This window comes from Pseudomonas sp. 21 (assembly GCF_000955805.1).
In the GTDB taxonomy this organism is placed as follows: domain Bacteria; phylum Pseudomonadota; class Gammaproteobacteria; order Pseudomonadales; family Pseudomonadaceae; genus Pseudomonas.
In genome coordinates, this window is the sequence record NZ_JYOA01000007.1 from 406792 (window position 1) to 430378 (window position 23587).

The window sequence follows — 23587 nt, forward strand, 5'->3', positions numbered from 1 at the left end:
CCCGCTCCTACAGGTTCACGCCGACGTCGATGAACGCGCAGGAGTGATGCTCCAACGCAGGAGGTAGGGCGGATAACGCATAGGTGTTATCCGCCCCACAGAAGCCGCGCGATCACACCCGCCCGGTCACCGGAATGCACGCGCCGGTGATCGCCGCCGCCGAATCCGAGGCGAGGAACAGCAGGGTCGCCGCCAGCTGCTCCGGCTTCACCCAGCGGTCGAACTCCGCGTCGGGCATGTCGGCACGGTTCTGCGGGGTGTCGATGATGCTCGGCATCAGCGCGTTGACGGTGATGCGAGCGTCCGTCAGCTCCTCCGCCAGCGCTTCGGTCAGGCGCATGACGCCGGCCTTGGACGCCGCATAGGCGCCCATGCCGAGCGCTGCGCGGGTAGCGGCTGCGGCGGCGATGTTGAGGATGCGCCCGTGCCCGCGGGCCTTCAGGTGCGCCAGCGCGGCCTGGCTGGAGACCACGGCGGTGCGCAGGTTGATGCGGTACATCAGGTCCCAGGTGTCGACGTCGCCGTCGGCCAGGGTTTCCCAGTGGAAGCCGCCAGCCACGTTGATCAGCGCGTCCAGGCCGCCGAAATGCTCGTTGACCTGCTCCAGCGCGGCACGTGCGGCTGCAGAGTCAGTGAGGTCGATACCGCCGATGGACAGCGCGCCGGCCTGTGGATAACGCGGGCCGACGGCGCGGTCGAGCAACGCGACCTGCCAGCCGGCCTCGGCGAACGCCTGGCCGACCACGCTGCCCAGATGGCCGAAGCCGCCGGTGATGGCGACGATCCTGTTCATGCTGCTACCTCATGACGGTGGGAGAGGCGTTCTTATAGGGGTAGCAGGGGTTGCGCGAAAGGTCGCGGGCGCCAGATGAGGGGACGGATCGGGACGGGCGATTTCCGGGGAGATTCCATGCTGGGCGTTCCCTCTCCCCAACCCTCCCCCTGAAGGGAGAGGGGGCTGTTCGGCGCGCTCGGATACAGCGGCATGTACCGGGCATTCTTTGCCAACTCACCCGAGACAAAACCTGCCCCACGAGGCACCGCCTTCACAGCCGGCAGAGACAGTCCGCTTTCCCTCCGGAGTGGGGCGCGCAGCCAGGGCCAGGGAGAGGGGCCATAGGTCAACGCGGACGCTGACCCTCGCCCTTACTTCACCAACCGCGCATCCAGGCTGTTCTGCGCCAGGCGCCTGGCCTGGTCCTGGGTCATGCCCAGGTGCTCGTGCAAGGCCTGGAAGTTCTCGGTGACGTAGCCGCCGAAGTAGGCCGGGTCGTCCGAGTTCACCGTCACCTTCACGCCGCGTTCGAGCATGTCGAGGATGTTGTGCTCGCGCATGTGGTCGAACACGCAGAGCTTGGTGTTGGACAGCGGGCAGACGGTCAGCGGGATCTGCTCGTCGATGATGCGCTGCATCAGCCGCTCGTCCTCGATGGCGCGCACGCCATGGTCGATGCGCTCGATCTTGAGCAGGTCCAGGGCTTCCCAGATGTACTCCGGCGGGCCTTCCTCGCCAGCGTGCGCAACGGTGAGGAAGCCCTCGCTGCGGGCGCGGTCGAACACGCGCTGGAACTTGCTCGGCGGGTGGCCAACTTCGGAGCTGTCGAGGCCGACGGCGATGAAGGCGTCACGGAACGGCATGGCCTGGTCGAGGGTCTTGAACGCCTCCTCCTCGGACAGGTGGCGCAGGAAGCTGAGGATCAGGCCATGGCTGATGCCCAGTTGCTTCTCGCCATCCTTGAGTGCGCCCTGGATGCCACGCAGCACCACCTCGAAGGGCACGCCACGGTCAGTGTGGGTCTGCGGGTCGAAGAACGGCTCGACGTGGATGACGTTCTGCGCCTTGCATTTCTGCAGGTACGCCCAGGTCAGGTCGTAGAAGTCCTGCTCGGTGCGCAGCACGTCGGCGCCGGCGTAGTAGAGGTCGAGGAATTCCTGCAGGTTGTTGAAGGCATAGGCCTTGCGCAGGCTCTCGACATCGCCCCAGGGCAGGGCGACCTTGTTGCGCTCGGCCAGGGCGAACAGCAGCTCGGGCTCCAGCGACCCTTCCAGGTGCAGGTGCAGTTCGGCCTTGGGCAGGGCATTGAGCCAGTCGTACATGGGTGAGGTCTCGTTATCGGTGGGTCAGGCGCCCGTCATTGGCACACAGGCCGACCCGGCAAGCAATTGGCAGCGGGGCGGAGGGCCCCATCACGCAGTGGACAAGGATGATTCTGACGCAAAAGACAGATATCCGCGAAATCTTCCGACCGGCCCCCTTTCTAGAATCGCCTTCCCCCTGCCCACCCGGTCCGCCTCATGAACAAGACTCTGCTGGCCCTGCTGCTGTCGCTGGCCCTGACTGCCTGCGGGCAGCCCGGCGACCTGACATACAACGAGGTGGTGACCGCCGCCTTCCTCTCCAACGTGCAGCGCATCGACCGGGACATGGAAGGACTGATCAACGGCGATTTCGATCCCGGCCATGGCGCCGGCCGCGGGGCACTAACAAAGCACCCCGGCGACCATATCGCCGAACTCGAAAAGAACCTGAACCAGGTGCAGCAACTCCCGCACAGCGAGGACGCCAGCCAGTTCGCCAGCCGCCTGTCTCGTTACTACGAACTGCAGATCGGCTACTACCAGCAACTCAAGCGTTACGTGGAGACCACCGACCCGGCGAAGAAGGAAACCCTCGCGCAGAGCCTGGCGACCACCTACCAGGGCCTGCGGGGACAGCCCGAACAGATCCTCGCCGCGCAGAAGCAATTCCTCGAGCGCGCCAGCCGGCTTCACTGAGGGGCCGCACGGCACTCCGCCGCCCGCTGGTGCGCATACCAGGCATTGCCTAAGATGGCGCACTCGCCTCTTACGGAATGGACGTCCCCCTCGATGCTGCGCGCGCTCAAAGAAGAAAAATTCCTCCTCCTCGCCCTGCTGGTGGCGATTGCGGTCTACCCGCTGGAGCACAGCCTGCTGGGCGGCGGCAAGCTGCTCGCGGGGATCACCGCCACCGCGCTGCTGGCAGTGATCATCGGCGTCTCGCTGCGCGTGGCGCACCACGCCGAAATCCTCGCGGAGAAGGTCGGCGAGCCCTACGGCACCATGATCCTGACCCTGGCGGCGGTGCTGGTGGAGGTGGTGATCCTGGCGATCATGATGGGCCACAACCATTCCCCGACCCTGGCCCGCGACACCATCTACGCCGCGGTGATGCTCGACATGAACGGCATCCTCGGCCTGGCCGCGCTGCTCGGCGGGTTGAAGCACGGCGAGCAGTCGTACAACGACGACTCGGGCAAGACCTACGTGACCATGATCCTCACCGCCGTGGGCATCTCCATGGTGGTCCCGGAGCTGATCCCGGCCGAGCAGTGGAAGCTCTACTCCTTCTTCACCATCGGCTGCATGGTCATGCTCTACGCGCTGTTCCTGCGCATGCAGACCGGCCAGCACAGCTACTTCTTCAGCTACAACTACGCCACCCACGGCGAGCACGCCGAAGGCCACGAGGCACCGGGCAACAGCAAGCAGTCCATGGGCCTGCTGGTGGTCGGCGTGGTGCTGATCGGCGCGTTGGCCGAGGTGATGTCCAAGGCCCTGGATGTCGGCCTGGAAGGCAGCGGCGTGCCGCCCATCGTGCCGGCGCTGCTGGTGGCGGCGATTTCCGCCAGCCCGGAAATCCTCACCGCCCTGCGCGCGGCCATGGCCAACCGCATGCAGCCGGTGGTCAATATCGCCCTGGGCGCGTCGCTGTCGACCGTGATCCTTACCGTACCGGTGATCGAAGCCCTGGCGCTGTTCAAGGGCCAGCCGATCCAGATGGCGATGACCCCGCTGCAGACCGGCATGATGTTCATCACCCTGATGGTCGCCGGCTACAACCTGCATGATGGCAAGACCAACGCCATCGAAGGCATGACCCACTTCGTGCTGTTCGCCACCTTCCTGATGCTGTCGTTCATGGGACTCTGACCATGCTCAAGCTGTACCTCGCCGGCCCCGATGTGTTCCTCCCCGATGCCTTCGAGCAGGGCGAGCGGCTCAAGGCCCTGTGCGCCGAATTCGGCGTGCAGGGGCTGTATCCGCTGGATCATTCGGTGCCCGAGGGAATCGTCGAGCCGGTTGCGCAGGCGCGCTGGATCTACCAGGCGAACCTCGAACTGATCCGCCAGGCGAACGCGGTGCTGGCCAACCTCAATCCCTTCCGCGGCGCCGAGCCGGACAGTGGCACGGCCTTCGAACTGGGCTACGCCGCCGCGATGGGCAAGCCGCTATATGGCTATATCGAAGAAGGCGGCAATTGCGCGCAGCGCCTGCCCTGCGAGTGGCTGGGCGAGGAGCCCGGGCGTGACCGCGAGGGCAACCAGATCGAAAGCTTCGGTCTGCCGCTGAACCTGATGCTCGGCGTCCCCGTGCGGATCGCCGTGGGCGGGGCGCGAGAAGCACTGGAGTTGCTACGGGAAGAATTGCTTTCGTAGGAGCGGACTCCGTCCGCGATTGGTCCGCATCGCGCCGAATACCATCGCGGACGGAGTCCGCTCCTACGCCCTGTGCTGCAACGGCAAATTGGCAGCAACAAAAAACGCGCCCTGGGGCGCGTTTTTGTTGGGCTCACAAGGGCGGTCAGCGACGGCCCTCGAGCTTGAAGAAGAACACCTTGGTCGCCTGGCGGGCGACGATCCGGCCGCCACTGACCCGCGGCTCGAAGCGCCACTTGTCCATGGCATCGCGCACGGCGTTGTCGAACATGCGCGGCGGCGTGGACTCCAGCACCTGGATGTCGGCGATGCGGCCATCGCTGGTGATGGTGAACAGCACCTTCACCCGGCCTTCGATACCACGGTTCAGCGCCATGCGCGGGTAGACCGGCGGGTCCATGCGCAGCGGCTTGATGTCGCTGTCGTTCAGGCTGCCGGTGGGCAGGCCGGCAGGGCCTTGCGAGCCGGTCGGCGCGGCCTGGGCACCCTGGGTGAACTGGCCGACGGTCGGTGCAGCGGGCGGCGGCGGTGCAGCCGGGGTCGGCGGCGCGGCGGATTCCTCGGCCGGTTCCGGGTCAGGCTCGGGCTTGGGTTTCGGCTTGGGCTTGGGCGACACCTTGGGCACGGCCTTTTCGACCGGCTTGGGTTTGGGCTTGGGCTTTTCCACCGGCTTGGGCGGCTCGATGGGTTTCGGCGGCTCGGGCTCCGGCGGCGGCGGGGTCGGCGCGGCGGCGGGCGGTTGCTGCACTTCGGGCTTGGGCGGCAGGGTGACGACGCTCACCTGCATGGCCTTGGGCATCTCGCCGGCGCCCAGATTCAGTTCGGCCGGGGTCGGCATCACCCAGACCAGCGCGGCGACAATGGCCACGTGCATGGCGATCGCCAGGCCCGAGGACTTCCACCAGCCACCGGGGGGCGGCGGCTGGTCGCCGTCTTCCACGCCTTCGACCGGCGCGGCATAGGGAATCAGGACCTCTTCGGGAACCACTTCCTCGTCGCGGCGGGGGCCGGCACAACTGACGAGTCGCAGGGTGGCCTCATTGACGCGCTGGGCGTTCACGCTGGGCAAATGGGCGCCGTCATCCACCGTGGCGGAAGTGAACAGCTGTTCCTCAGCGTCTAAGGCTGGACTGGCGTCCGCCGCCTTGCGCGGTTGGGGTAACGACATGAGAAAGCCTGCGGGAAGAGTTCACGAAGCAGTATCTGCTGATAATTATTATCATTCACTCGTTACGCGAGGGCAACCTTATCTGTCATACGGGTGCGATGGCGCAGCGCAAAAGGCCGTCCTGCAAGGCCTGTGGATCGAGCTCGGCAGCCAGGATCAGCTCTATCCGGCTGTCCTTGCGCCAGGCGCTGGGCGTCCACGGCGCCGGACCGACGGTACGGTTGCAGGCCAGCCAGGCGTCCTCGCCGTGCAGCACCGCCTTGGCCCGCAACAGGCCGGGAAGCCCGGCCAGCCAGGCGTCCAGCGCGGCCGTGCGGAAACGCCAGTCACGGTGGAAGCGCCAGCCGACCGCCTGTCGGCCCTCCTCGATGCGCACCTGGCGCATCGGCGATTCACGGCGCAACAGCACCACCGGTTCGCCTGATGAGGTGTGCTGCGGCAAATCAGCGCCCACCGCGTCGATGGGCGTACTCGGCAGCTCATTCAGTGGCAGCCGGCCCTGGGTCGTCCAACGCAACGGCAGCTCTGGCAGTTGCGCCCGCAGAGCCGCCCGCGACACGTCATCCAGGGCTTCGGACTTGTTCATCAGCAGCAGCGCCGCCTCGTTCAGCGCCAGTTGCTGCGCTTCGGGTAGCGGCTGCCCGCTGGCCAGTGCGGCGGCATCCAGCACCATCACCAGCGGCTGCACCGCCAGCACGCCCTGCCAGGGCGCCGCACGCAGTTGCGCCAGCAGTTGCGCGGGATGGCCGAGCCCGGATGGCTCGATGAACAGCCGCTGCGGCCTGGCCTTGCGCAGCAGCCGGCCGAGACCGACCTGGAACGGTGCACCATTCACGCAACACAGGCAGCCGCCGGCGACCTCGCCCAGGGCGACGCCGTCCTCGTCGCGGGACAGCAGTGCGGCGTCCAGGCCGACCTGGCCGAATTCGTTGACCAGCACTGCCCAGCTTTCGCCTGCGGGACGTTGCGCCAGCAGGGACTGCAGCAGGCTGGTCTTGCCTGCCCCGAGGGGGCCGGCGATGAGATGAGTCGGGATCTGCTTCAACATTCGCCCATGGTGCCGCCTGACGCTCGCCGGGAAAAGCGCTAGAGTCGCGCCTTCCCCTCGCCACCCCGGATCGATCATGCGCCTGTTGCTGCCCTTCGCCCTCGCCTGCCTGCCCCTGCTCGCCCACGGCGAGGCCTGCGTGGTGCATACCCAGGGCAGGCAAGTCGACGTGAAGGTCTGCCAGCAGAACCGCACCATCCCGGAAAAACTCTTCCGCGAGGGCTTCTGCCAGCCGCAGCTGAAAGACCAGACGGTCGAGGTGACCTACGCCGAAAACTGCCCCAGCGGCGCCTTCGGTGTCTGCGAGAACGCCCAGACCCAGGGCGTGCCCTATCGCCAGGACATCCACTACTACGGCGTGGCCAGCGATGCGCGCATTCTCCAGCCGTTCTGCGAGCAGCAGAGCAACGGCCACTGGCGCAAACCCCAGTAACGTTCATCGCGCTGTCACACGCTTCGGGCCTACTGTCCCCGGGTACCTCACACCCTCCCGGCACCCCACGCCGGACATGATCTTGGTGAATTGGGCCGCTCTCCCCGGGCGGCCTGTTTTTTTGCCTTCGGGAAACCTTGCGTAGGAGCGGACTCCGTCCGCGATGACTCACAGCCACTGTGCATCCCAGAAGGGATAATCTCCAACCCGCCTGACCATTCCCGCTCGTATCGGGTTCGCGACGATGTAACGCGCCGCAGGCAGCACGTCCTTCTCATTGCGTAACGCGTGATCGTGAAAAGCGGAAGCCCAGACTGGCCCCCTCCGTCCCGACAGCCGATTGAACTCGCGTGCGCTGAGAGCCTTCAATCGTCCGACGCTAGTCTCCAAGCGCTCACCTTCTCCCAGTTGCAGCAGCCAATGCGCATGGTCAGGCATCAACACCCACGCAAGTAACCGGTTTTCGCCCAGCGATAGTCGACCTTCGAAACACCGGGCCATGCAGCAGGCCTTAGGGAAGTCCACAAACAGCGACTCCCGGCGGAAGGTGGTGACGGTCAGCAGATAGATTTCGCCGGCGATAGATACCCTGCCTTTGCGCAGTGCCTGGTGGCCGGCAATCCAGGACGGCTCTCGGGGTCTGCTCATGGATCAGCCTCTGTGTGGAGGCCTGACTATCGCGGACAGAGTCCGCTCCTACCCAACGGTCGGGTCTGGAGCGGCTGTAGGCGGATTCAGATGGGCATCAGCCACCGGCCTCCCAGGGTTCGAAAGGATCGGGCAGGCGCTTCCAGGCGGTGGTGCCGGCGGCCATTTCCTCGTCGTCCAGCAGGCAATGGTCCAGTTCGTGGAACAGCCGCTGGAAGTCCAGGTTCTGCCCAATGAACACCAATTCCTGTCGGCAATCGCCGCTGTCCTCGCGCCAGTGGCGCAGCACGCCCTGCAGCTCGGTGGTGTCCTGCGGCCAGTGCTCGCGCGGGACGAAGCGCCACCAGCGCCCGGCCAGGCCGTGGCGCATCAGGCCACCGGCCTGGGACCAGCTGCCCGCCTCGCGGTAGCGGCTGGCGAGCCAGAAGAAGCCCTTGGAGCGCAGCAGCCGGCCGTTGCTCCAGGGCTGGGCGAGAAAGTCATGGAAGCGCTGTGGGTGGAAAGGCCGGCGCGCCCGATAGACGCTGGAGGAAATGCCGTAGGCTTCCGTCTCCGGCAGGTGCTCGCCGCGCAGCTCCTTGAGCCAGCCCGGCGCCCGCTCGGCGCGCTGGAAGTCGAAGCGGCCGGTGTCGAGGATGCGCGCCAACGGCACCTGCCCCATGACCATGGGCTGGATATCCGCGTCGGGGTTGAGCCGACGCAGGATCGCCAGCAGCTCATCACGCTCGGCGCTGCCGATCAGGTCGATCTTGCTCACCAGGATCACGTCGGCGAACTCCACCTGCTCCACCAGCAGGTCGCTGAGCGAGCGTTCGTCGTCCTCGCCGAGGGTTTCGCCACGCTCGGCAAGGCTGTCGGCGCCCTGGTAGTCGGCGAGGAAGTTCAGCCCGTCGACCACCGTGACCAGCGTGTCCAGCCGCGCCAGGTCCGACAGGCTGCGGCCCTGCTCGTCGCGGAAGGTGAAGGTCTCGGCCACCGGCAGCGGCTCGGAGATACCAGTGGACTCGATCAGCAGGTAGTCGAAGCGGCCTTCGCCGGCGAGGCGGCTGACTTCCTCCAGCAGGTCCTCGCGCAGGGTGCAGCAGATGCAGCCGTTGCTCATCTCCACCAGGCGCTCCTGGCCGCGGTTGAGGCTGACGTCGCGCTGCACCTCGCGGCCGTCGATGTTGATTTCGCTCATGTCGTTGACGATGACCGCGACCTTGAGATTCTCGCGGTTCTTCAGCACATGGTTGAGCAGGGTGCTCTTGCCGGCGCCAAGGAAGCCGGACAGCACAGTTACGGGAAGTGGCGCATTCATCACGGTGGGACTCCAGGGAAATCAGGCTTCGCGGACGTGCAGTTCGCGCCGTTCCTGGCGCTCCTTGGCCTCGATGCACAGCGAGGCGGTGGGGCGCAGCAGCAGGCGGCGCAGGCCGATCGGTTCGCCGGTTTCCTCGCACCAGCCGTAATCGCCCCGGGCCAGGCGCTCCAGCGCCTGGTCGATCTTGTCGAGCAGCTTCTTCTCGCGCTCCAGCAGGCGCAGTTGCCACTGGCGCGCCTCCTCGCGGCTGGCGACATCGGCGTCGTCACTGGCCCGCTCGGTGTCCTGCAGCGCCTGGAATTCCTCGTCGATGCGCCCCTGCAACTCGTCACGCTGGTCCAGCAGCAGCGCGCGGAAATAGCCCTGTTGCGCCTCGCTCATGTAGGCCTCGCCGGGCTGGGCGAGCAGTTCCTGTTCGGTCATGACCGTCTCCGGAGGGGAGTGATCTTTTATGTTATATTATAACAATGCATTGCCCGCAATCGGGAATCGACAACCGCCCGACGACGTGCGATACCGATGCTCCGCTCCACCCGCCTGCCGAGACCTTCGATGCTGCGCTGCGCCTTGCTGCTCTGCCTGTTCGTTCCCTTCGCCCACGCCAGCGGTTCCGCGCCACTGCCCTTCCCCGGCGAGGAACCGGCGCGCTGCGCCTGGTCGGCTTCGGTGCTGGCCTGCATGGACGATTCGGGGAATCTCTACAGCGTCGCCACCCAGGGCCACGACACTTACCTGCGCGGCTTCGAGGCGAGCAGCGGGCGGCGCTGGGCGCAGACCGGCACGCGCTACGGCAGCCTGACCTTCTTCAGCGGCGTGACCAGCGACGGCCAGGTATGGGTCGGCACCAGCCGCGGCATCGGCTGGACCAGCATCAGCCGCTTCAGCAGCTCGTCAGGCGACAGCGCCCGGCTGACCTGCGGGCGCGTGAGCGGCTGCAAGCAACAGGAGCGCTGAAGAACCCGTTGCGGGATCGCCTGGAAGCAAATACGTTATGTTATAACAATTGACGACCGTGACCCGCCCATGACCACCCTGCTGCCCGATATCGCCTGCCAATCCACCCGCCTGCCCATCCCGCTCGACTGGGTCGGCATGCAGGGCATCGCCGTGCCGCTGCGCATCGCCGGCGAGCGCGTCGCCGCGTATGCCGACGCCGGTGTCAGCCTCGACGAAGCCGATGCGCGCGGCATCCACATGTCGCGTCTGTACCTGGCGCTGGAAGCACTGGCTGAAACCGAGCTTTCGCCGCTGTTGCTACGCGACCTGCTCAGGCAGTTCCTGCGCAGCCACGCGCAGCTTTCCCGACGCGCCAGCCTGGCACTGCGCTTCGAACTGATGCTGCAGCGCCCGGCGCTGGTCAGCCCGCTGAACGGCTGGAAGCGCTACCCCTGCGAGATCCACGCGCAACTGGAAGACGAGGCGCTGCAACTGGAGTTGCGCTTGGCCCTGCCCTACTCCTCGACGTGCCCCTGCTCGGCGGCGCTGGCGCGCCAACTGATCCAGGAGCGTTTCGACACCGACTTCGCCGGCCGCCCGCTGAAAGCCAGCGAGGTGCGCGCCTGGCTGGGCAGCCCGCAGGGCATAGTCGCCACGCCGCACAGCCAGCGCAGCGAGGCGCGGCTGAATCTGCGACTTGCCCCGGCCGCGACGGCATTCGCTTTCAGCGAGCTGATCGACCACGCCGAAGACGCCCTCGGCACCGCCGTGCAGACGGCGGTGAAGCGCGCCGACGAGCAGGCCTTCGCCCTGGCCAACGGGCAGAACCTGATGTTCTGCGAGGACGCCGCACGCCGGCTGCACCGGGCGCTGGTACAGCTGGAAGAGGTGCGCGGCTTCGAGGTGCGCGTGGTGCATGCGGAAAGCTTGCACGCCCACGATGCGGTGGCGGTGAGTCGCTGGGAACGCGACTAGGCGCCGAGGTCCAGCGCCAGACGAATCTGGTCGCGGCACTGGATGCCGTTCTCGTAGATCGGCTCGGGATAATGCCGCACGAAATGATCGGCCTCGATGCCAACGATGCGGAAGCCCAGGCGCTGGTACAGACCGAGCTGCGCCAGGCTGGAGTTGCCGGTGGCGATCGTCAGGCGCTGCAGGCCGGCCTCGCGTGCCTGCTCGATGGCCGCCAGCAGCAGACGCCGGCCCAGGCCGCGCTCCTGCCATTCGTCTTCCACCGCCAGGCTGGTGATCTCGGCGACGCCGGGCTCGCGAGGCGTCAGCGTCAGCACGCCGCGCACGGAGTCCGCCTCGTTCAGCGCCAGCAGGCGGGAACCGGGCAGGTAGCTCTCGATCTGCTCGCGGCTGGGGTCGGCCTTGAGCAAAAGCGGCCAGGGCGCCTGCGCGGGCGTGAGTTCGACGAGAGACAGGTCCGGGAAGAAATTCACCATGATTCATCTACCAAAGAGTCAGTGGGGAAAGGGGGTTTAGCCTCCCGGGCCCCTGGATGCAAGCCTTTTGCGCCGCGCCGGAAAGGCATCGGGCCCGGCAAGCCGGGCCCGATGGCAGTCCCTGAACAGGCTCATGCGTAGAGGTCGCGGCGGCTCCAGGGCACTTCGTGACCACCATCCGTATGCGGCTTGCTGGCAAGAATCTGGTGCAGGTTGATCCAGCCCTTCTTGAACCCGTAAGCGCAACCGGCGAGGTACAGGCGCCAGATGCGCAGGGCCTGGTCGGGCACCAATTTCGCCGCTTCGGCCAGCCTGGCTTCGAGGTTGGCGCTCCAGAACTCCAGGGTGCGCGCGTAGTGCAGGCGCAGACCTTCGACGTCGACCACTTCCAGCCCGGCTTCGCTCATGCGAGCGACGGCCAGGGACAGGTGCGGCAGTTCGCCGTGGGGGAACACATAGCGGTCGATGAAATCTCCCGCGCCGCGCCCGACCGGACGGCCGTCGGTATTGCTGGAGGTGATGCCATGGTTCATCACCAGCCCACCCGGCCGCACCGCGTCGTACAGGTGCTGGAAGTAGATGCCCAGGTTAGCGTGGCCGACGTGCTCGAACATGCCGACGCTGACCACCTTGTCGTAGCGCCCGTCACGCGGGAGGTCGCGGTAGTCGCGCAGCTCCAGGGTCACCTGGCCATCCAGCCCCTCCGCCCTGACACGCTCGCGGCCGAGCTTGAGCTGCTCCTCGCTGAGCGTGATGCCATGCACCTGCACGCCGAACTCCCGCGCCGCCAGGCGCGCCAGCCCGCCCCAGCCGCAGCCGACGTCGAGCAGCTTCTGGCCCGGCTTCAGGCGCAGCTTGCGGCACAGGTGCCGGAGCTTGGCCAGCTGGGCGGTGGCCAGGTCCTCGTTGCCGGTCTCGTAGTAGGCACAGGAGTACACCATCTCCGGGTCGAGCCAGAGCTGGTAGAACGCGTTGGACAGGTCGTAGTGATAGCGAATGGCTTCGGCGTCGGTGGACTTGTCGTGGCTCTCGCGCACGTAATCCACATTCTCGTCGTCATCGCCCAGCGCCGCGCTCAGGGCGTCGGCAGTGGCAATCACTTCCTGCATCGGCCCCTCGATGTCCATGCGGTTCTCCACGTAGGCGCGACCGAGGATATCGAGGCTGGGATGGGTGATCTCGGTCAGCAGCGTGGGATCGCGGACAACCAGAGTTACCTGCGGGTCGGGGCCGAGGTCGAAGGCCTGGGCCTCGCCGATGCGTATGCGCAGCGGCAGTTGCAGGGACAGCAACTCAGAGGGCAGATTGGCGTTCATGCATACCTCCTGGTCACAGGGCTGAAGAACTATAGACCAGCGCCTCCATAGTCTTCGCCTATGGCCTGGCCCGCGAAAAACTATCGGGCGCCGACCGCGGCGGTGGACCTGTCGATTCTCTGTAATGGAGCGCTCGTCGGATGAAAGCGTTCCCAAAAGAATGTATCGGCCCTTGCACGAAAGAATAGTTCGCTACGCAAGCGTAGCAGCCGCTTCGCCAACCATCGTTGCAAGCCCTGAGATAGAGCCTTTCCTGACGAGCAACGATGACGCCGATGTGACAGATCGTCACTCCATTGCACTACACTGTGGCCCCCTCCGCGCGCATTCCGACCGGAGGGCCTCTGCCGTCCAAGGGGGCTGTCTTGACTACCTTCTCCGCGCCACGACCGGCGGTTCGCACCGTGCTGGTGGGGCTGATGCTGGCGATCTTCCTCGGTGCGCTCGACCAGACCATCGTGGCCGTTTCCCTTCCGGCAATCTCCGCCGGTTTCGGCGACTTCGACCTGCTGGCCTGGGTCATTTCCGGCTACATGGTGGCGATGACCATCTCCATGCCGATCTACGGCAAGCTCGGCGACCTCTACGGTCGCCGTGTGCTGATGCTCTTCGCCATCGGCCTGTTCACCTTCGCCTCGCTGCTCTGCGGCGCCGCCCAGAGCATGGAACAGCTGGTGCTCGCCCGCGTCCTGCAGGGCATCGGCGCCGGCGGCATGATGTCGGTGAGCCAGGCGATCATCGGCGACATCGTCCCGCCGCGCGAACGCGGCCGCTACCAGGGCTACTTCAGCAGCATGTACGCGGTGGCGAGCATCGCCGGCCCGGTGCTGGGCGGGCTGCTCACCGAGTACCTGTCGTGGCGCTGGGTGTTCCTGATCAACCTGCCGGTGGGCCTGGTCGCCCTCGCGGTGTCGCGCCAGACCCTGCGCGGCCTGCCGGTGCCGGGGCGCAAGCCGGTGATCGACTACCTCGGCACGATGCTGATGATCGCCGGCCTGGGCAGCCTGCTGCTGGCGATCACCGAAGTCGGCCAGGGCGCGCGCTGGAACGACCCGCAGATGCTCGCGCTGTTCATCGCCGCGCTGGTGCTGATCGCCCTGTTCGTCCTGCAGGAGCGCCGCGCGCCGGAACCGCTGGTGCCGATGCACCTGTTCGGTATTCGCGCAGCCACCCTGAGCTGGCTGATCAGCTTCTTCGCCAGCTTCCAGGTCATCTCGCTGTCGGTGCTGGTGCCGCTGCGCTTCCAGTCGGTGACCGGCGCGGGCGCGGACAGCGCCGCGCTGCACCTGCTGCCACTGGCCATGGGCGTGCCGATCGGCGCGTACTGCTGCGGCCGTCTCACGGCGATCATCGGCCGCTACAAGCCGCAGATCGTCGGTGGCGCGCTGCTGATGCCCCTGGCGATTGCCGGCCTGGCGCTGACGCCGCCGAGCGCTTACTTCCTTTCCGGGATCTGCATGCTGCTCACCGGCATCGCCGCCGGCACGCAGTTCCCCACCAGCCTGGTGGCGGCGCAGAGCGCGGTGGAGACGAAACACCTGGGCGTAGCGACCAGCAACATCACGCTGTTCCGCTCACTCGGCGGGGCGGTGGGGATCGCGCTGATGTCCGCGCTGCTGCTGGCGATGCTGCAACCGCTGGCAGGCGAGGCGGGTCACGGGCTGTCGGCCAGCGCGCTGCTGGCCAGCCTCAGCGGAGCCGGCCACGAGGCGCAGCGGCTCACGCTGGATGGGGTATTCGGGCACCTGTTCCTGATCAACGCAGGCTTCGGCGCCCTGGCCCTGCTGATCGCCCTGTCGCTGCCCGACCACGCCTTGCGCGGCCGGGGCAACGACTAGCGCTGCCGGCGCAGGTCAGTCCTCGTCGTTGAGGTAGCTGACCTTGCGCAGGTCCGGCAGCAGCAGGCAGACCAGCAGCGCCACGCCGCACATGACCGAGACGTAGATGTAGAACACTTCTTCCTGGCCGATGCTCTTCAGGCCCAGCGCGGCGTATTCGGCCGAGCCGCCGAAGATCGCGTTGCCCACCGCGTAGGACAGGCCCACGCCCAGGGCGCGGATCTGCGGCGGGAACATCTCCGCCTTGATCAGGCCGCTGATGGAGGTGTAGAGGCTGACGATGGCCATCGCCAGGATGATCAGGCCGAACGCCGCGTAGGGGCTGCTGACGGTCTTCAGCGCGGCGAGGATCGGCCAGGTGCAGAGCATGCCCAGGGCGCCGAACCAGAGCATCGAGGTCTTGCGGCCGATGCGGTCGGACAGCGCGCCGAACAGCGGCTGCATGCACATGTAGCAGAACAGCGCGAAGGTCATCACGCCGCTGGCCACCTTCGGGTCCATCCCGGCGGTGTTCACCAGGTATTTCTGCATGTAGGTGGTGAAGGTGTAGAAAATCAGCGAGCCGCCGGCGGTGAAGCCGAGCACGGTGAAGAAGGCGCGCTTGTGGTGGGTGAACAGCTCGGTGAGGGTCCCCGATTCCTTGCGGTTGAGGTTGGATTCCTTGGCCGTCTCGCTCAGCGAGCGGCGCAGGTAGAAGGCGATCACCGCGGTGATGGCGCCGACCACGAAGGGAATCCGCCAGCCCCACTCTTTCAGCTCATCGGTGGTCAGCAACTGCTGCAGGATCACCACTACCAGCACCGCCAGCAGCTGGCCGCCGATCAGGGTCACGTACTGGAAGGAAGCGAAGAAGCCGCGCTGGCCCTTGAGCGCCACTTCACTCATGTAGGTTGCGCTGGTGCCGTACTCGCCGCCCACGGAGAGCCCCTGGAACAGCCGCGCCAGCAGCAGCAGCGCCGGCGCCGCGACGCCGATGGTGGCGTAGGTCGGCATCACCGCAATCGCCAGCGAGCCGCCGCACATCATCAGCACCGAGATCATCATCGCGGTCTTGCGGCCCTTCTTGTCGGCGATGCGGCCGAACAGCCAGCCGCCGATCGGGCGCATCAGGAAGCCCGCGGCGAATACCCCGGCGGTGTTGAGCAACTGCACCGTCGGATCGTCCGAGGGGAAGAAGGCGTGGGCGAAGTACAGCGCAGTGAAGGCGTAGACGTAGAAGTCGAACCACTCCACCAGGTTGCCCGAGGAGGCGCCGACGATGGCGAGGATGCGCGAGCGGCGCTCGTGGGCGGAATACTGCGGTGCGGCAGGTGCGTTCATGGGGATTCTCTTGTCGGTTTAACTGCATCCCGGACGTGAGGACGGAACTCCCTCGCCGCCCTTGCCAGTGAATCGCCGCAAGGCCATTTCCACTGACACAATCAGAAACAGTATAGACGCTTCCGATAGCCGGCTAACGAAATCCGCGGCCTGGACCGGGCCTTTCGGTTCGAATATCGGACACTCGCGAACGCGCGTTTGTCGTTTCCGATTGACCGGCCACTAGCCAGCTTCTATCGTTGGCCCGCTCCCCGCCCTGCGGGAGACTTGTCAGGTACCCCTCGCAGGGCCGGAGTCCGACCTTGTCCACAAGACAAGGTCGATTTCCATTCCCCTCGTGTAGCGGCCTCTGCCGCCTGGCCTCGGTGCCCCGTCCACACCCCCGGACGTGCAGGCACCGGGGGAATGTTGATTCCCCTCGCGGCGCCACCAAAGCGAAATATCCCCTCCGTAGACTGCCGAAAAATGCTGCAGGTCGCGTCGTGCGCGGCTTTCGTCCATCCGGCAAGGGGGCAGGCTTGAACGCCGTCAATCCACTGTGGTTCGCCATCGGGCTGCTCGCGCAGGCTGCCTTTTCCGCCCGCTTCCTGGTCCAGTGGGTGCTCTCCGAGCGCGCCCGCCGCAGCCTGATGCCGGTGCACTTCTGGTATTTCAGCTGCGCCGGGGCCGTGTTGCTGCTGGCCTACGCGACGCACCAGCGCGACCTGGTGATCTGCCTGGGGCAGCTCGCCGGCCTGGCGATCTACCTGCGCAACCTGGAGCTGGAGCGCCGCCACGGCGGCGGCCGGCCGCTGTTCTTCGCCTGGCCCTGGCTGACCTGGGCGGCGGTGGCGGTGACTCCCGGCTGGTTGTCCAAGCCCGAGCCGATCATCCAGGCGCTCGGAGCCGCCGATCCCTGGTGGACCACCGTCGGGCTGGTGGGACAGGTGCTCTTCACCGGGCGCTTCGTGCTGCAGCTGTGGTTCTCCGAGCGCGCCGGGCGACCGGTCAATCCGATCCACTTCTGGTACCTGTCGATGGCCGGCAGCGTGCTGCTGTTCAGCTACGCGGTGGCGCAGCGGGACCCGATCATCATCCTCGGCCAGTCCTTCGGCATCCTGGTCTACCTGCGCAACCTGGCGCTGCTGCGGCGCCAGGGCACGGGCGCCGGCGCGCAGAGCCACTGAGGAGCGTTCAGCGCTTCTCGAAGCGGTAGAACAGGTTCGGCTCGCTGACGACGAAGAGGTTGCCGCTGGCGTCCATCGTCAGCCCTTCTGCCTGCGGCGCGCCGTGCTTGAGGTCGCCGAAGCCGCCGAGGGAGCGGAAGCTCACCAGGCCGCCCGTATCGTCCAGCTCCATGATCAGCCGCGACTCTTCGCTGAGCACCAGCAGGTGGCCGCTGCGGCGGTCGTAATGCAGGTCGGAGATGTCGGTGCCGAACACGCTGCGCTTCACCCAGGCGGTGCGGTCGATGATCTTCAGCTGCAGCTTCCCGGCCAGGCTCGCGCGCACCCCGGTGACCTCGTAGATCTGCCGCGGGCCGCGTTCCTTGCCGATGAACAGGCGGTCGTGGTCGGGATCGTAGGTGAGCCCTTCGAAGCCCTTGTTGTGGATGCTCGGGTTGATCGCCAGGGCAAAGGACTGCGCCTCGGACGCCTGGATGGTCTGGCCGGGGTGCTCGGGCAGGGTGAAGAAGTCGATCTGCTGGAGGTTCTCGTCCGCCACTGCCAGCAAACCTCCGCCCAGGTAGGCCACTGCCTCGACATCCTCGAAGCCGCTCATGGGGTACTGCGCGAGCAGCTCGCCGGCCTTGTTCAGCACCGCCAGCTTCATGCTGCCGGCGTTGGTCACGGCGAGCAGGCGATCCTGGTCGAAGTCATAGCTGATGGCCGACAGGTCGGACTCGATTCCCTTCACCGGCAGTGCGTCGAGGGTCACCTTGTAGTCGGGCAGCCAGACGCTGCGCCCCGCCCAGTCCGCGGCATGCAGCTGGCTGCGCAGGTAGAACCAGGCGCGCTGCTGCCAGTGCTCGGTCAGCACCAGCGTCACCGCTGGCACCAGCAGCGCCAGCCCCAGGGCCAGACGCAGCCAGGTGCGGCGGTCGAACCGGCGCCACGACGGGCTCCGCGGTAGGGCTTGGATGCTCTCGACGATCGGGCTCACGTGCGGACTCCTCGCGGGGGTTCAGGGCAGCGGTCGCTGCCAGGCAAAACGGTAGGCCGGAGCGCTGGCGTCCTCGGCGCACAGGCCGTTGTCGGCCTCGGCGCCGACCAGGAACCAGCGCTCCTCGTAATCGCCCTTCACCTCGCGGGCGACTTCAGGTCGGAAGCAGCGCTCCAGGTCCTCGGCGCGGACCATCGCCAGCGCCTGCGGATGGCCGCGCAGCCAGGTCAGGGCCTTCGCGGCCTGGCTCGGGGTATCGATGCCAAAATGCACCAGCGGCTGGCGCGCGTAGAGCCAGTGGCCCTCGCGCCAGTGGGTCAGCACCAGTTCGCGGCCTTCGCTGAGACGCTGCACCTCGGCCATCAACGGGCGGCGATCGTCGCCGGGGTCCTTCAGCGGCTCGATGAAGCCACGGGCGAACCAGGCGGTGAACCAGGCCACCGCCAGGCCGACGAAGACCGCGCGCGCCCACGGCCGTTCGACGAACCAGCGGCGCAGCAGCCAGGGCAGCAGCGGCGCCATGACCAGCACCAGGCCGGGCAGCGCGGGGAAGATATAGAGCTTGCGCTTGCCGCTGCTGAGGCTGAAGAACAGCAGCACCAGCGCGACCCAGCCCAGCAGCACCAGCACGCGGCCGTCCCGGCGCGCCAGCTGGCGGCGCCAGGCCGGCACCATCCAGGGCAGCGCCAGCACCAGCGGCAGCCAGTACTGCGGGATGACCTTGGCGAAGAAGTACCAGAACGGTTCCTGGTGCTGCCAGGCACTGGCATATCGCCTGGCGGTCTGGTGCAGGAGGATGTCATCGAGGTAGGCGCGACCATCGGCACTGCCGCTGCTCAGCACATGCAGCAGCACCGGCAGCAGCCACAGGCCGATGGCCGCCAGGGCCACCAGCAGGCCCAGCCACCAGCGCCACGCCTGGCCGGGCATCGCCACTACGCCGGGCCACTGGCGGCGCACCGCGTAGGCATAGGGAATGAGCATCAGCGCCGGCAGGAAGCCCACACCCTTGCTGATGACGCCCAGCCCCATCGCCGCGCAGGCGATATAGAACCAGCGCCAGGCCGGCCCCAGCAGCAGGTGCCGGCACAAGCCGTAGACGCCCAGGCTTGTCCACAGGCAGAGGAAGCCGTCGATGCTGCCGTCGCGCAGCACTGAATAGGTCTGGTAGGTTGCCAGGAACAGCAGCCCGGCGACGAGACCGATGCGCGGGTTCCACAGGCGCCGGCCAAGGTCGTACAGGCAGGCGGTGGCGACCATTCCGGAGAGGAACGCCGGCAGGAACAGCGCCAGGTTCGGCGCGATGCCCAGGCGCACCAGGGTCGCCAGCAGCCACAGGAACAGCGGCGGTTTGTCCGGGTAGATTTCCGCGGCGCGGTGGGGAATCAGCCAGTCGCCGCTCTGCAGCATTTCCAGGGCGACGCCGAGGAAGCGCTCTTCATCCACGTTGCTCGGCTGGCGCAGGCCCAGCCCGGCGCCCAGCAGCAACGCCGCCAGCACCAGCAGCAACCAGGGCCGCCCGGCGCAGCGTCGCCACCCGGAGAACCTTGCGCGGTTGGGCAGGCTCACGGAAGAGCTCGGGGCACTCATCGCTCAGCGGCCCAGCTCACGCGGCAACGCGTCCAGGCGCGTGCGGCGAATCAGCCACCAGACACCGAACAGATCGAGGATGCCCACCAGCGCGCGGTCGAGGTTGCCGTACTTGGATACCCCGGCGTTGCGCGCCCGGTGGTTGACCGGGTGCACGCGCATGCTGCCCTGGTGACGCTGGATCAGCGCCGGGATGAAGCGGTGCATGTGGTCGAAGTACGGCAGGCGCAGGAAGGCCTCGCGCTCGATCAGCTTGAGGCCGCAACCGGTGTCCGGGGTCTGGTCGCGCAGCAGGCGCCCGCGCAGACGGTTGGCGAAGCGCGAGGCCCAGCGCTTGCTGGCGCTGTCCTGGCGCTTCACGCGGTGGCCGGCGATCAACTTCAGGTCGGCCGGGCAGTCTGCCGCGCGCACCAGCGCGAGCATGCCGGGGATGTCCGCCGGGTCGTTCTGCCCGTCGCCGTCCAGGGTCGCCAGCCAGTGGCCGCGCGCGGCCTCGGCGGCGTGATAGATCGAGGTGCTCTGGCCCAGCGAGCGCTCGTGGGCGAGCACCCGCAACTGGCTGAAGCCGCCCTGTTGCATGCCCTGCAGCACACTGCGCGTGGCATCGTTGCTGCCGTCGTCGACCACTATGACTTCGAAGGATTCCCCGGCCAGAGCGGCGCGGACTTCCTCGAGCAGGGCGGGAAGGTTGTCGGCCTCGTTCTTCGCCGGAATCAGCACCGACACGAAAGGACTGCTGGACATGCTCAGACGCTTGCTCCGTACCCGTCACGCCGCCGGGGCGCAGGGCTGCTCGACCGCGTAGAACTCGCGGTACCAGTGGACGAATCGTTCGACGCCGCTCTGCAGCGAGGTGCCCGGACGGAAGCCGGTGCGTTGCGCCAGTGCCTCGACATCGGCCCAGGTACGCAGCACATCGCCCGGCTGCAGCGGCAGGTAATTGCGGATGGCGCGGCGCCCCAGCGCGCGCTCGACACAGGCGACCATGTCGAGCAGGCGAACCGGCGAGCCGCAGCCGATGTTGTAGAGCGCCGCCGGCGCCGCGCCGAGCTCGCCGGCAACGGGCGGGCAGTCCTGGATGCGCAGCAGGCCTTCCACCACGTCGTCGATGTAGGTGAAGTCGCGGGACATCTCGCCGTGGTTGTAAATGTCGATCGGCTGCCCATCGAGGATCGAGCGGGTGAACCTGAACAACGCCATGTCCGGACGGCCCCAGGGGCCATACACGGTGAAGAAGCGCAGGCCGGTGAGCGGCAGGCGGTAGAGATGGGCGTAGGTGTGCGCCATCAGCTCGTTGGCGCGCTTGGTGGCGGCATACAGCGACACCGGCTGGTCCACCGCTGCGTCGGTGCTGAAGGGCAGCGCGCTGTTCATGCCGTAGACCGAGCTGCTGGAGGCGTACACCAGATGGCCGACGCCGGTGTGCCGGCAGCCTTCGAGCAGATTGACGAATCCACTGAGGTTGGCGTCGGCGTAGGCCTGTGGATTCTCCAGCGAGTAGCGCACGCCGGCCTGGGCGGCCAGGTGGATCACCCGCTCGAAGCCTTCACGGCGCATCAGTTCCGCCAGGCCCGGCGCATCGGCGATATCCAGCCGCTCGAAGCGAAAATGGCGCTGCCCCCGCAGAAGCTCCAGGCGGGCCAGCTTGAGCTCGACGCTGTAGTAGTCGTTGAGGTTGTCGATACCGACCACCTCGTGCCCTTCACGGCACAGGCGCTGGGCAGTGTGGAAGCCGATGAACCCGGCGGCGCCGGTGACCAGCAGCTTCACCGCGCCAGCTCCGGAGCGTGGTCCGAGACGCGGCCAGTCAGCACGAATCCTTCGATCGTCATCAGTCGCCAGCACCCGTTGCGTTGTTGTAGTGACCGGCGCCACGCCGGTTCCCGCTGCTGCGGGGACTCGGGAGCGCGCGGCAGCTACGGCGATGCGCACACCCGTTCAGGTTGCAGCGCAAAGGGTGGCGTATCGAGTTGGCAGGCTGGGGACGGTTTCGTGAAGCTTTGGCGGGAGTCGTGCGACGGATTTGTTGCGCAGGCGGCGAAGAGCGGAAACGAACAGGGGGCCGGCGCGATGCGCGGGCCCCCTGGGGTGGAGCGGTGCCGGCTTATTCCACCGTCACGGATTTGGCCAGGTTGCGCGGCTGGTCGACGTCGGTGCCCTTGAGCACGGCGACGTAGTAGGACAGCAGCTGCAGCGGCACGGTGTAGAGGATCGGCGCCAGGCAGTCATGGATCGCCGGCATGCCCACCACGTGGGTGCCCTCGCCGTCGCTGATGCCGCTGCCGCCTTCGGCGAAGACCACCAGCTCGCCGCCGCGGGCGCGGACTTCCTGCAGGTTGGACTTGAGCTTCTCCAGCAACTCGTTGTTCGGCGCAACGGTCACCACCGGCATGTCGGCATCGACCAGCGCCAGCGGGCCGTGCTTGAGCTCACCGGCCGGGTAGGCCTCGGCGTGGATATAGGAGATTTCCTTGAGCTTCAGCGCGCCTTCCATCGCCACCGGGTACTGGGCGCCACGGCCAAGGAACAGGGTGTGGTGCTTCTCGGCGAACAGCTCGCTGATCTTCTCCACCACCTTGTCCATGGACAGGGCTTCTTCCAGGTGGGTCGGCAGGCGGCGCAGCTCGTTCACCAGCTCGGCCTCGACGCCGTCGCCCAGGCGCTTCTGCACCTGGCCGATGCCGAGGGTCAGCAGCAGCAGGGCGACCAGCTGGGTGGTGAAGGCCTTGGTGGAGGCCACGCCGATTTCCGGGCCGGCGTTGGTCAGCAGGGTCATGTCCGACTCGCGCACCAGCGAGCTGGTGGCGACGTTGCAGATCGCCAGGCTGGACAGGAAGCCCAGCTCCTTGGCATAGCGCAGCGCGGCCAGGGTGTCGGCGGTCTCGCCGGACTGGGAGATGGTGACGAACAGGGAGTCCGGGTGCACCGCGACCTTGCGGTAGCGGAACTCGCTGGCGACTTCGACCTGGCAGGGGATGCCGGTCAGGCTCTCCAGCCAGTAACGGGCGACCATGCCGGCGTGGTAGCTGGTGCCGCAGGCGACGATCTGCACGGTGCGCACCTTGGCCAGCAGCTCGCGGGCCTGCGGACCGAAGTTGTCCACCAGCACCTGCTGGGCGCCCAGGCGGCCTTCCAGGGTGCGCTGCACCACGGCCGGCTGCTCGTGGATTTCCTTGAGCATGAAGTGGCGGTAACCGCCCTTGTCGGCCGCTTCGGCACCCTCGTGGTAGCGCACTTCCTCGCGCTGCACCGGGTTGCCGTTCACGTCCCATAGTTGCAGGCCGTCACGACGGATTTCGGCGATGTCGCCTTCTTCCAGGTAGATGAAGCGGTCGGTGACCTGGCGCAGCGCCAGCTGGTCGGAGGCGAGGAAGTTCTCGCCGTGGCCCAGGCCCACCACCAGCGGGCTGCCGCTGCGGGCGGCGAGGATGCGGTCGGGCTGCTTGCTGCTGATCACCGCCAGGCCATAGGCGCCGTGCAATTCCTTGACCACAGCCTTGAGCGCGACGGTCAGGTCGCCCAGCTCACCCAGGCGCAGGTGCAGCAGGTGGGCAATGACCTCGGTGTCGGTCTGCGAGGTGAACTCGTAGCCACGCGCCTTGAGCATTTCGCGCAGGGGCTCGAAGTTCTCGATGATGCCGTTGTGCACCACCGCCACTTCGCCACGGGAAAAGTGCGGGTGGGCGTTGGCCTCGGTGGGCGCGCCGTGGGTGGCCCAGCGAACGTGGGCGATCCCCAGACGACCGAGCAGCGGCTGCTCTTCGAGGGCCTGCTCAAGGCTGGAAACCTTGCCCGCGCGACGGCGGCGGTCCAGCGCACCGTCAGCCTGGATCACCGCCACACCGGCGCTGTCGTAGCCACGGTATTCCAGGCGCTTGAGGCCTTCGACGAGGATCGGGGTGATATTGCGCTCGGCGATGGCGCCTACGATTCCACACAT

General features: G+C 67.1%; 23 protein-coding genes. 8 read left to right on the top strand and 15 right to left on the bottom strand.

Translation table 11 applies throughout. The features are described 5' to 3' along the window. Nucleotides 1-112: 112 nt before the first annotated feature. Nucleotides 113-793 carry an SDR family NAD(P)-dependent oxidoreductase gene (locus UB43_RS17400; protein WP_045213364.1) on the bottom strand — a complete coding sequence of 227 codons (681 nt, stop codon included), beginning with the start codon at nucleotides 791-793 and terminating at the stop codon, nucleotides 113-115. 353 nt (nucleotides 794-1146) lie between these two features. Continuing rightward, complete coding sequence (locus tag UB43_RS17405) at nucleotides 1147-2097, bottom strand: adenosine deaminase (protein ID WP_045213366.1); 951 nt, start codon at nucleotides 2095-2097, stop codon at nucleotides 1147-1149. A 198-nt stretch (nucleotides 2098-2295) separates the two neighbouring features. Between UB43_RS17405 and UB43_RS17410 the strand changes: the two genes are divergently transcribed. The 3 genes from UB43_RS17410 to UB43_RS17420 all read left to right on the top strand — a co-directional run bounded on the left by UB43_RS17410 (nucleotide 2296) and on the right by UB43_RS17420 (nucleotide 4457). Beyond that, on the top strand, nucleotides 2296-2775 hold the full coding sequence (locus UB43_RS17410) for a hypothetical protein (protein ID WP_045213368.1): 480 nt from the start codon (nucleotides 2296-2298) through the stop codon (nucleotides 2773-2775). Nucleotides 2776-2868: 93 nt separating this feature from the next. After that, entirely contained in the window at nucleotides 2869-3951 is a 1083-nt protein-coding gene (locus UB43_RS17415; RefSeq protein WP_045213370.1) for a calcium:proton antiporter, read from the top strand. 2 nt (nucleotides 3952-3953) lie between these two features. After that, entirely contained in the window at nucleotides 3954-4457 is a 504-nt protein-coding gene (locus UB43_RS17420; RefSeq protein ID WP_045213373.1) for a nucleoside 2-deoxyribosyltransferase, read from the top strand. Between the two features lie 145 nt (nucleotides 4458-4602). Here UB43_RS17420 and UB43_RS17425 read toward each other — a convergent pair whose 3' ends face one another. Next, nucleotides 4603-5625: an energy transducer TonB gene (locus UB43_RS17425; RefSeq protein WP_045213374.1), complete on the bottom strand. Its 1023-nt coding sequence runs from the start codon at nucleotides 5623-5625 to the stop codon at nucleotides 4603-4605. 85 nt (nucleotides 5626-5710) lie between these two features. Then, nucleotides 5711-6673: a GTP-binding protein gene (locus UB43_RS17430; protein ID WP_045213375.1), complete on the bottom strand. Its 963-nt coding sequence runs from the start codon at nucleotides 6671-6673 to the stop codon at nucleotides 5711-5713. A 76-nt stretch (nucleotides 6674-6749) separates the two neighbouring features. Here UB43_RS17430 and UB43_RS17435 point away from each other — a divergent pair, with 76 nt between their 5' ends. Then, nucleotides 6750-7106: a hypothetical protein gene (locus UB43_RS17435; RefSeq protein ID WP_045213376.1), complete on the top strand. Its 357-nt coding sequence runs from the start codon at nucleotides 6750-6752 to the stop codon at nucleotides 7104-7106. Between the two features lie 168 nt (nucleotides 7107-7274). Here UB43_RS17435 and UB43_RS17440 read toward each other — a convergent pair whose 3' ends face one another. The 3 genes from UB43_RS17440 to dksA form a co-directional block, all read right to left on the bottom strand. Continuing rightward, nucleotides 7275-7754, bottom strand: coding sequence for a transposase (locus UB43_RS17440; RefSeq protein WP_045213378.1), 480 nt, complete (start codon nucleotides 7752-7754; stop codon nucleotides 7275-7277). Nucleotides 7755-7851: 97 nt separating this feature from the next. Continuing rightward, entirely contained in the window at nucleotides 7852-9054 is a 1203-nt protein-coding gene (zigA, locus tag UB43_RS17445) for a zinc metallochaperone GTPase ZigA (protein WP_045213379.1), read from the bottom strand. Nucleotides 9055-9075: 21 nt separating this feature from the next. Beyond that, a complete protein-coding gene (gene dksA, locus UB43_RS17450) occupies nucleotides 9076-9480 on the bottom strand; it encodes an RNA polymerase-binding protein DksA (protein ID WP_045213380.1) in 405 nt (134 codons plus the stop codon). Between the two features lie 129 nt (nucleotides 9481-9609). Between dksA and UB43_RS17455 the strand changes: the two genes are divergently transcribed. Together UB43_RS17455 and folE2 are read left to right on the top strand one after the other, a co-directional pair. Then, entirely contained in the window at nucleotides 9610-10011 is a 402-nt protein-coding gene (locus tag UB43_RS17455; RefSeq protein ID WP_082085857.1) for a hypothetical protein, read from the top strand. Nucleotides 10012-10080: 69 nt separating this feature from the next. Continuing rightward, nucleotides 10081-10968, top strand: a complete 888-nt coding sequence (gene folE2 / locus UB43_RS17460; protein WP_045213381.1) for a GTP cyclohydrolase FolE2 — start codon at nucleotides 10081-10083, stop codon at nucleotides 10966-10968. Here the strand turns inward: folE2 and UB43_RS17465 are convergent. Beyond that, nucleotides 10965-11441, bottom strand: a complete 477-nt coding sequence (locus tag UB43_RS17465) for a GNAT family N-acetyltransferase (protein ID WP_045213382.1) — start codon at nucleotides 11439-11441, stop codon at nucleotides 10965-10967. The genes folE2 and UB43_RS17465 overlap by 4 nt on opposite strands. 131 nt (nucleotides 11442-11572) lie before the next feature. Then, nucleotides 11573-12757, bottom strand: coding sequence for a C17 cyclopropane fatty acid synthase CfaB (cfaB, locus tag UB43_RS17470; protein WP_045213384.1), 1185 nt, complete (start codon nucleotides 12755-12757; stop codon nucleotides 11573-11575). Nucleotides 12758-13122: 365 nt separating this feature from the next. On the opposite strand from cfaB, the gene UB43_RS17475 reads away from it, so the two are divergent. Further along, complete coding sequence (locus UB43_RS17475; RefSeq protein WP_045213385.1) at nucleotides 13123-14595, top strand: MDR family MFS transporter; 1473 nt, start codon at nucleotides 13123-13125, stop codon at nucleotides 14593-14595. Nucleotides 14596-14610: 15 nt separating this feature from the next. On the opposite strand, the gene UB43_RS17480 is transcribed toward UB43_RS17475, so the two are convergent. After that, nucleotides 14611-15915, bottom strand: coding sequence for an MFS family transporter (locus tag UB43_RS17480; protein WP_045213386.1), 1305 nt, complete (start codon nucleotides 15913-15915; stop codon nucleotides 14611-14613). Nucleotides 15916-16433: 518 nt separating this feature from the next. Between UB43_RS17480 and UB43_RS30350 the strand changes: the two genes are divergently transcribed. After that, on the top strand, nucleotides 16434-17081 hold the full coding sequence (locus UB43_RS30350; protein WP_052969560.1) for a lipid-A-disaccharide synthase N-terminal domain-containing protein: 648 nt from the start codon (nucleotides 16434-16436) through the stop codon (nucleotides 17079-17081). 7 nt (nucleotides 17082-17088) lie between these two features. On the opposite strand, the gene UB43_RS17490 is transcribed toward UB43_RS30350, so the two are convergent. The 5 genes from UB43_RS17490 to glmS form a co-directional block, all read right to left on the bottom strand. Then, on the bottom strand, nucleotides 17089-18057 hold the full coding sequence (locus UB43_RS17490) for an SdiA-regulated domain-containing protein (RefSeq protein WP_052969561.1): 969 nt from the start codon (nucleotides 18055-18057) through the stop codon (nucleotides 17089-17091). Between the two features lie 21 nt (nucleotides 18058-18078). Then, nucleotides 18079-19626 carry a glycosyltransferase family 39 protein gene (locus UB43_RS17495; protein WP_256205170.1) on the bottom strand — a complete coding sequence of 516 codons (1548 nt, stop codon included), beginning with the start codon at nucleotides 19624-19626 and terminating at the stop codon, nucleotides 18079-18081. Between the two features lie 24 nt (nucleotides 19627-19650). Beyond that, entirely contained in the window at nucleotides 19651-20391 is a 741-nt protein-coding gene (locus tag UB43_RS17500; protein WP_045213387.1) for a glycosyltransferase family 2 protein, read from the bottom strand. Nucleotides 20392-20415: 24 nt separating this feature from the next. Continuing rightward, nucleotides 20416-21417 (bottom strand): NAD-dependent epimerase, encoded by a 1002-nt coding sequence (locus tag UB43_RS17505; protein ID WP_045213391.1) that lies wholly within the window; start codon nucleotides 21415-21417, stop codon nucleotides 20416-20418. 334 nt (nucleotides 21418-21751) lie between these two features. After that, the gene (glmS, locus tag UB43_RS17510) at nucleotides 21752-23587 is read right to left on the bottom strand and encodes a glutamine--fructose-6-phosphate transaminase (isomerizing) (RefSeq protein ID WP_045213393.1); all 1836 of its coding nucleotides are present in this window, start codon (nucleotides 23585-23587) and stop codon (nucleotides 21752-21754) included.

Coding starts and splice junctions, on each gene's coding strand:
- UB43_RS17400 (WP_045213364.1), bottom strand. CDS start 793: ATGAACAGGATCGTCGCCATCACCGGCGGCTTCGGCCATCTGGGCAGC.
- UB43_RS17405 (WP_045213366.1), bottom strand. CDS start 2,097: ATGTACGACTGGCTCAATGCCCTGCCCAAGGCCGAACTGCACCTGCAC.
- UB43_RS17410 (WP_045213368.1), top strand. CDS start 2,296: ATGAACAAGACTCTGCTGGCCCTGCTGCTGTCGCTGGCCCTGACTGCC.
- UB43_RS17415 (WP_045213370.1), top strand. CDS start 2,869: ATGCTGCGCGCGCTCAAAGAAGAAAAATTCCTCCTCCTCGCCCTGCTG.
- UB43_RS17420 (WP_045213373.1), top strand. CDS start 3,954: ATGCTCAAGCTGTACCTCGCCGGCCCCGATGTGTTCCTCCCCGATGCC.
- UB43_RS17425 (WP_045213374.1), bottom strand. CDS start 5,625: ATGTCGTTACCCCAACCGCGCAAGGCGGCGGACGCCAGTCCAGCCTTA.
- UB43_RS17430 (WP_045213375.1), bottom strand. CDS start 6,673: ATGTTGAAGCAGATCCCGACTCATCTCATCGCCGGCCCCCTCGGGGCA.
- UB43_RS17435 (WP_045213376.1), top strand. CDS start 6,750: ATGCGCCTGTTGCTGCCCTTCGCCCTCGCCTGCCTGCCCCTGCTCGCC.
- UB43_RS17440 (WP_045213378.1), bottom strand. CDS start 7,754: ATGAGCAGACCCCGAGAGCCGTCCTGGATTGCCGGCCACCAGGCACTG.
- zigA (WP_045213379.1), bottom strand. CDS start 9,054: ATGAATGCGCCACTTCCCGTAACTGTGCTGTCCGGCTTCCTTGGCGCC.
- dksA (WP_045213380.1), bottom strand. CDS start 9,480: ATGACCGAACAGGAACTGCTCGCCCAGCCCGGCGAGGCCTACATGAGC.
- UB43_RS17455 (WP_082085857.1), top strand. CDS start 9,610: ATGCTGCGCTGCGCCTTGCTGCTCTGCCTGTTCGTTCCCTTCGCCCAC.
- folE2 (WP_045213381.1), top strand. CDS start 10,081: ATGACCACCCTGCTGCCCGATATCGCCTGCCAATCCACCCGCCTGCCC.
- UB43_RS17465 (WP_045213382.1), bottom strand. CDS start 11,441: ATGGTGAATTTCTTCCCGGACCTGTCTCTCGTCGAACTCACGCCCGCG.
- cfaB (WP_045213384.1), bottom strand. CDS start 12,757: ATGAACGCCAATCTGCCCTCTGAGTTGCTGTCCCTGCAACTGCCGCTG.
- UB43_RS17480 (WP_045213386.1), bottom strand. CDS start 15,915: ATGAACGCACCTGCCGCACCGCAGTATTCCGCCCACGAGCGCCGCTCG.
- UB43_RS17500 (WP_045213387.1), bottom strand. CDS start 20,391: ATGTCCAGCAGTCCTTTCGTGTCGGTGCTGATTCCGGCGAAGAACGAG.
- glmS (WP_045213393.1), bottom strand. CDS start 23,587: ATGTGTGGAATCGTAGGCGCCATCGCCGAGCGCAATATCACCCCGATC.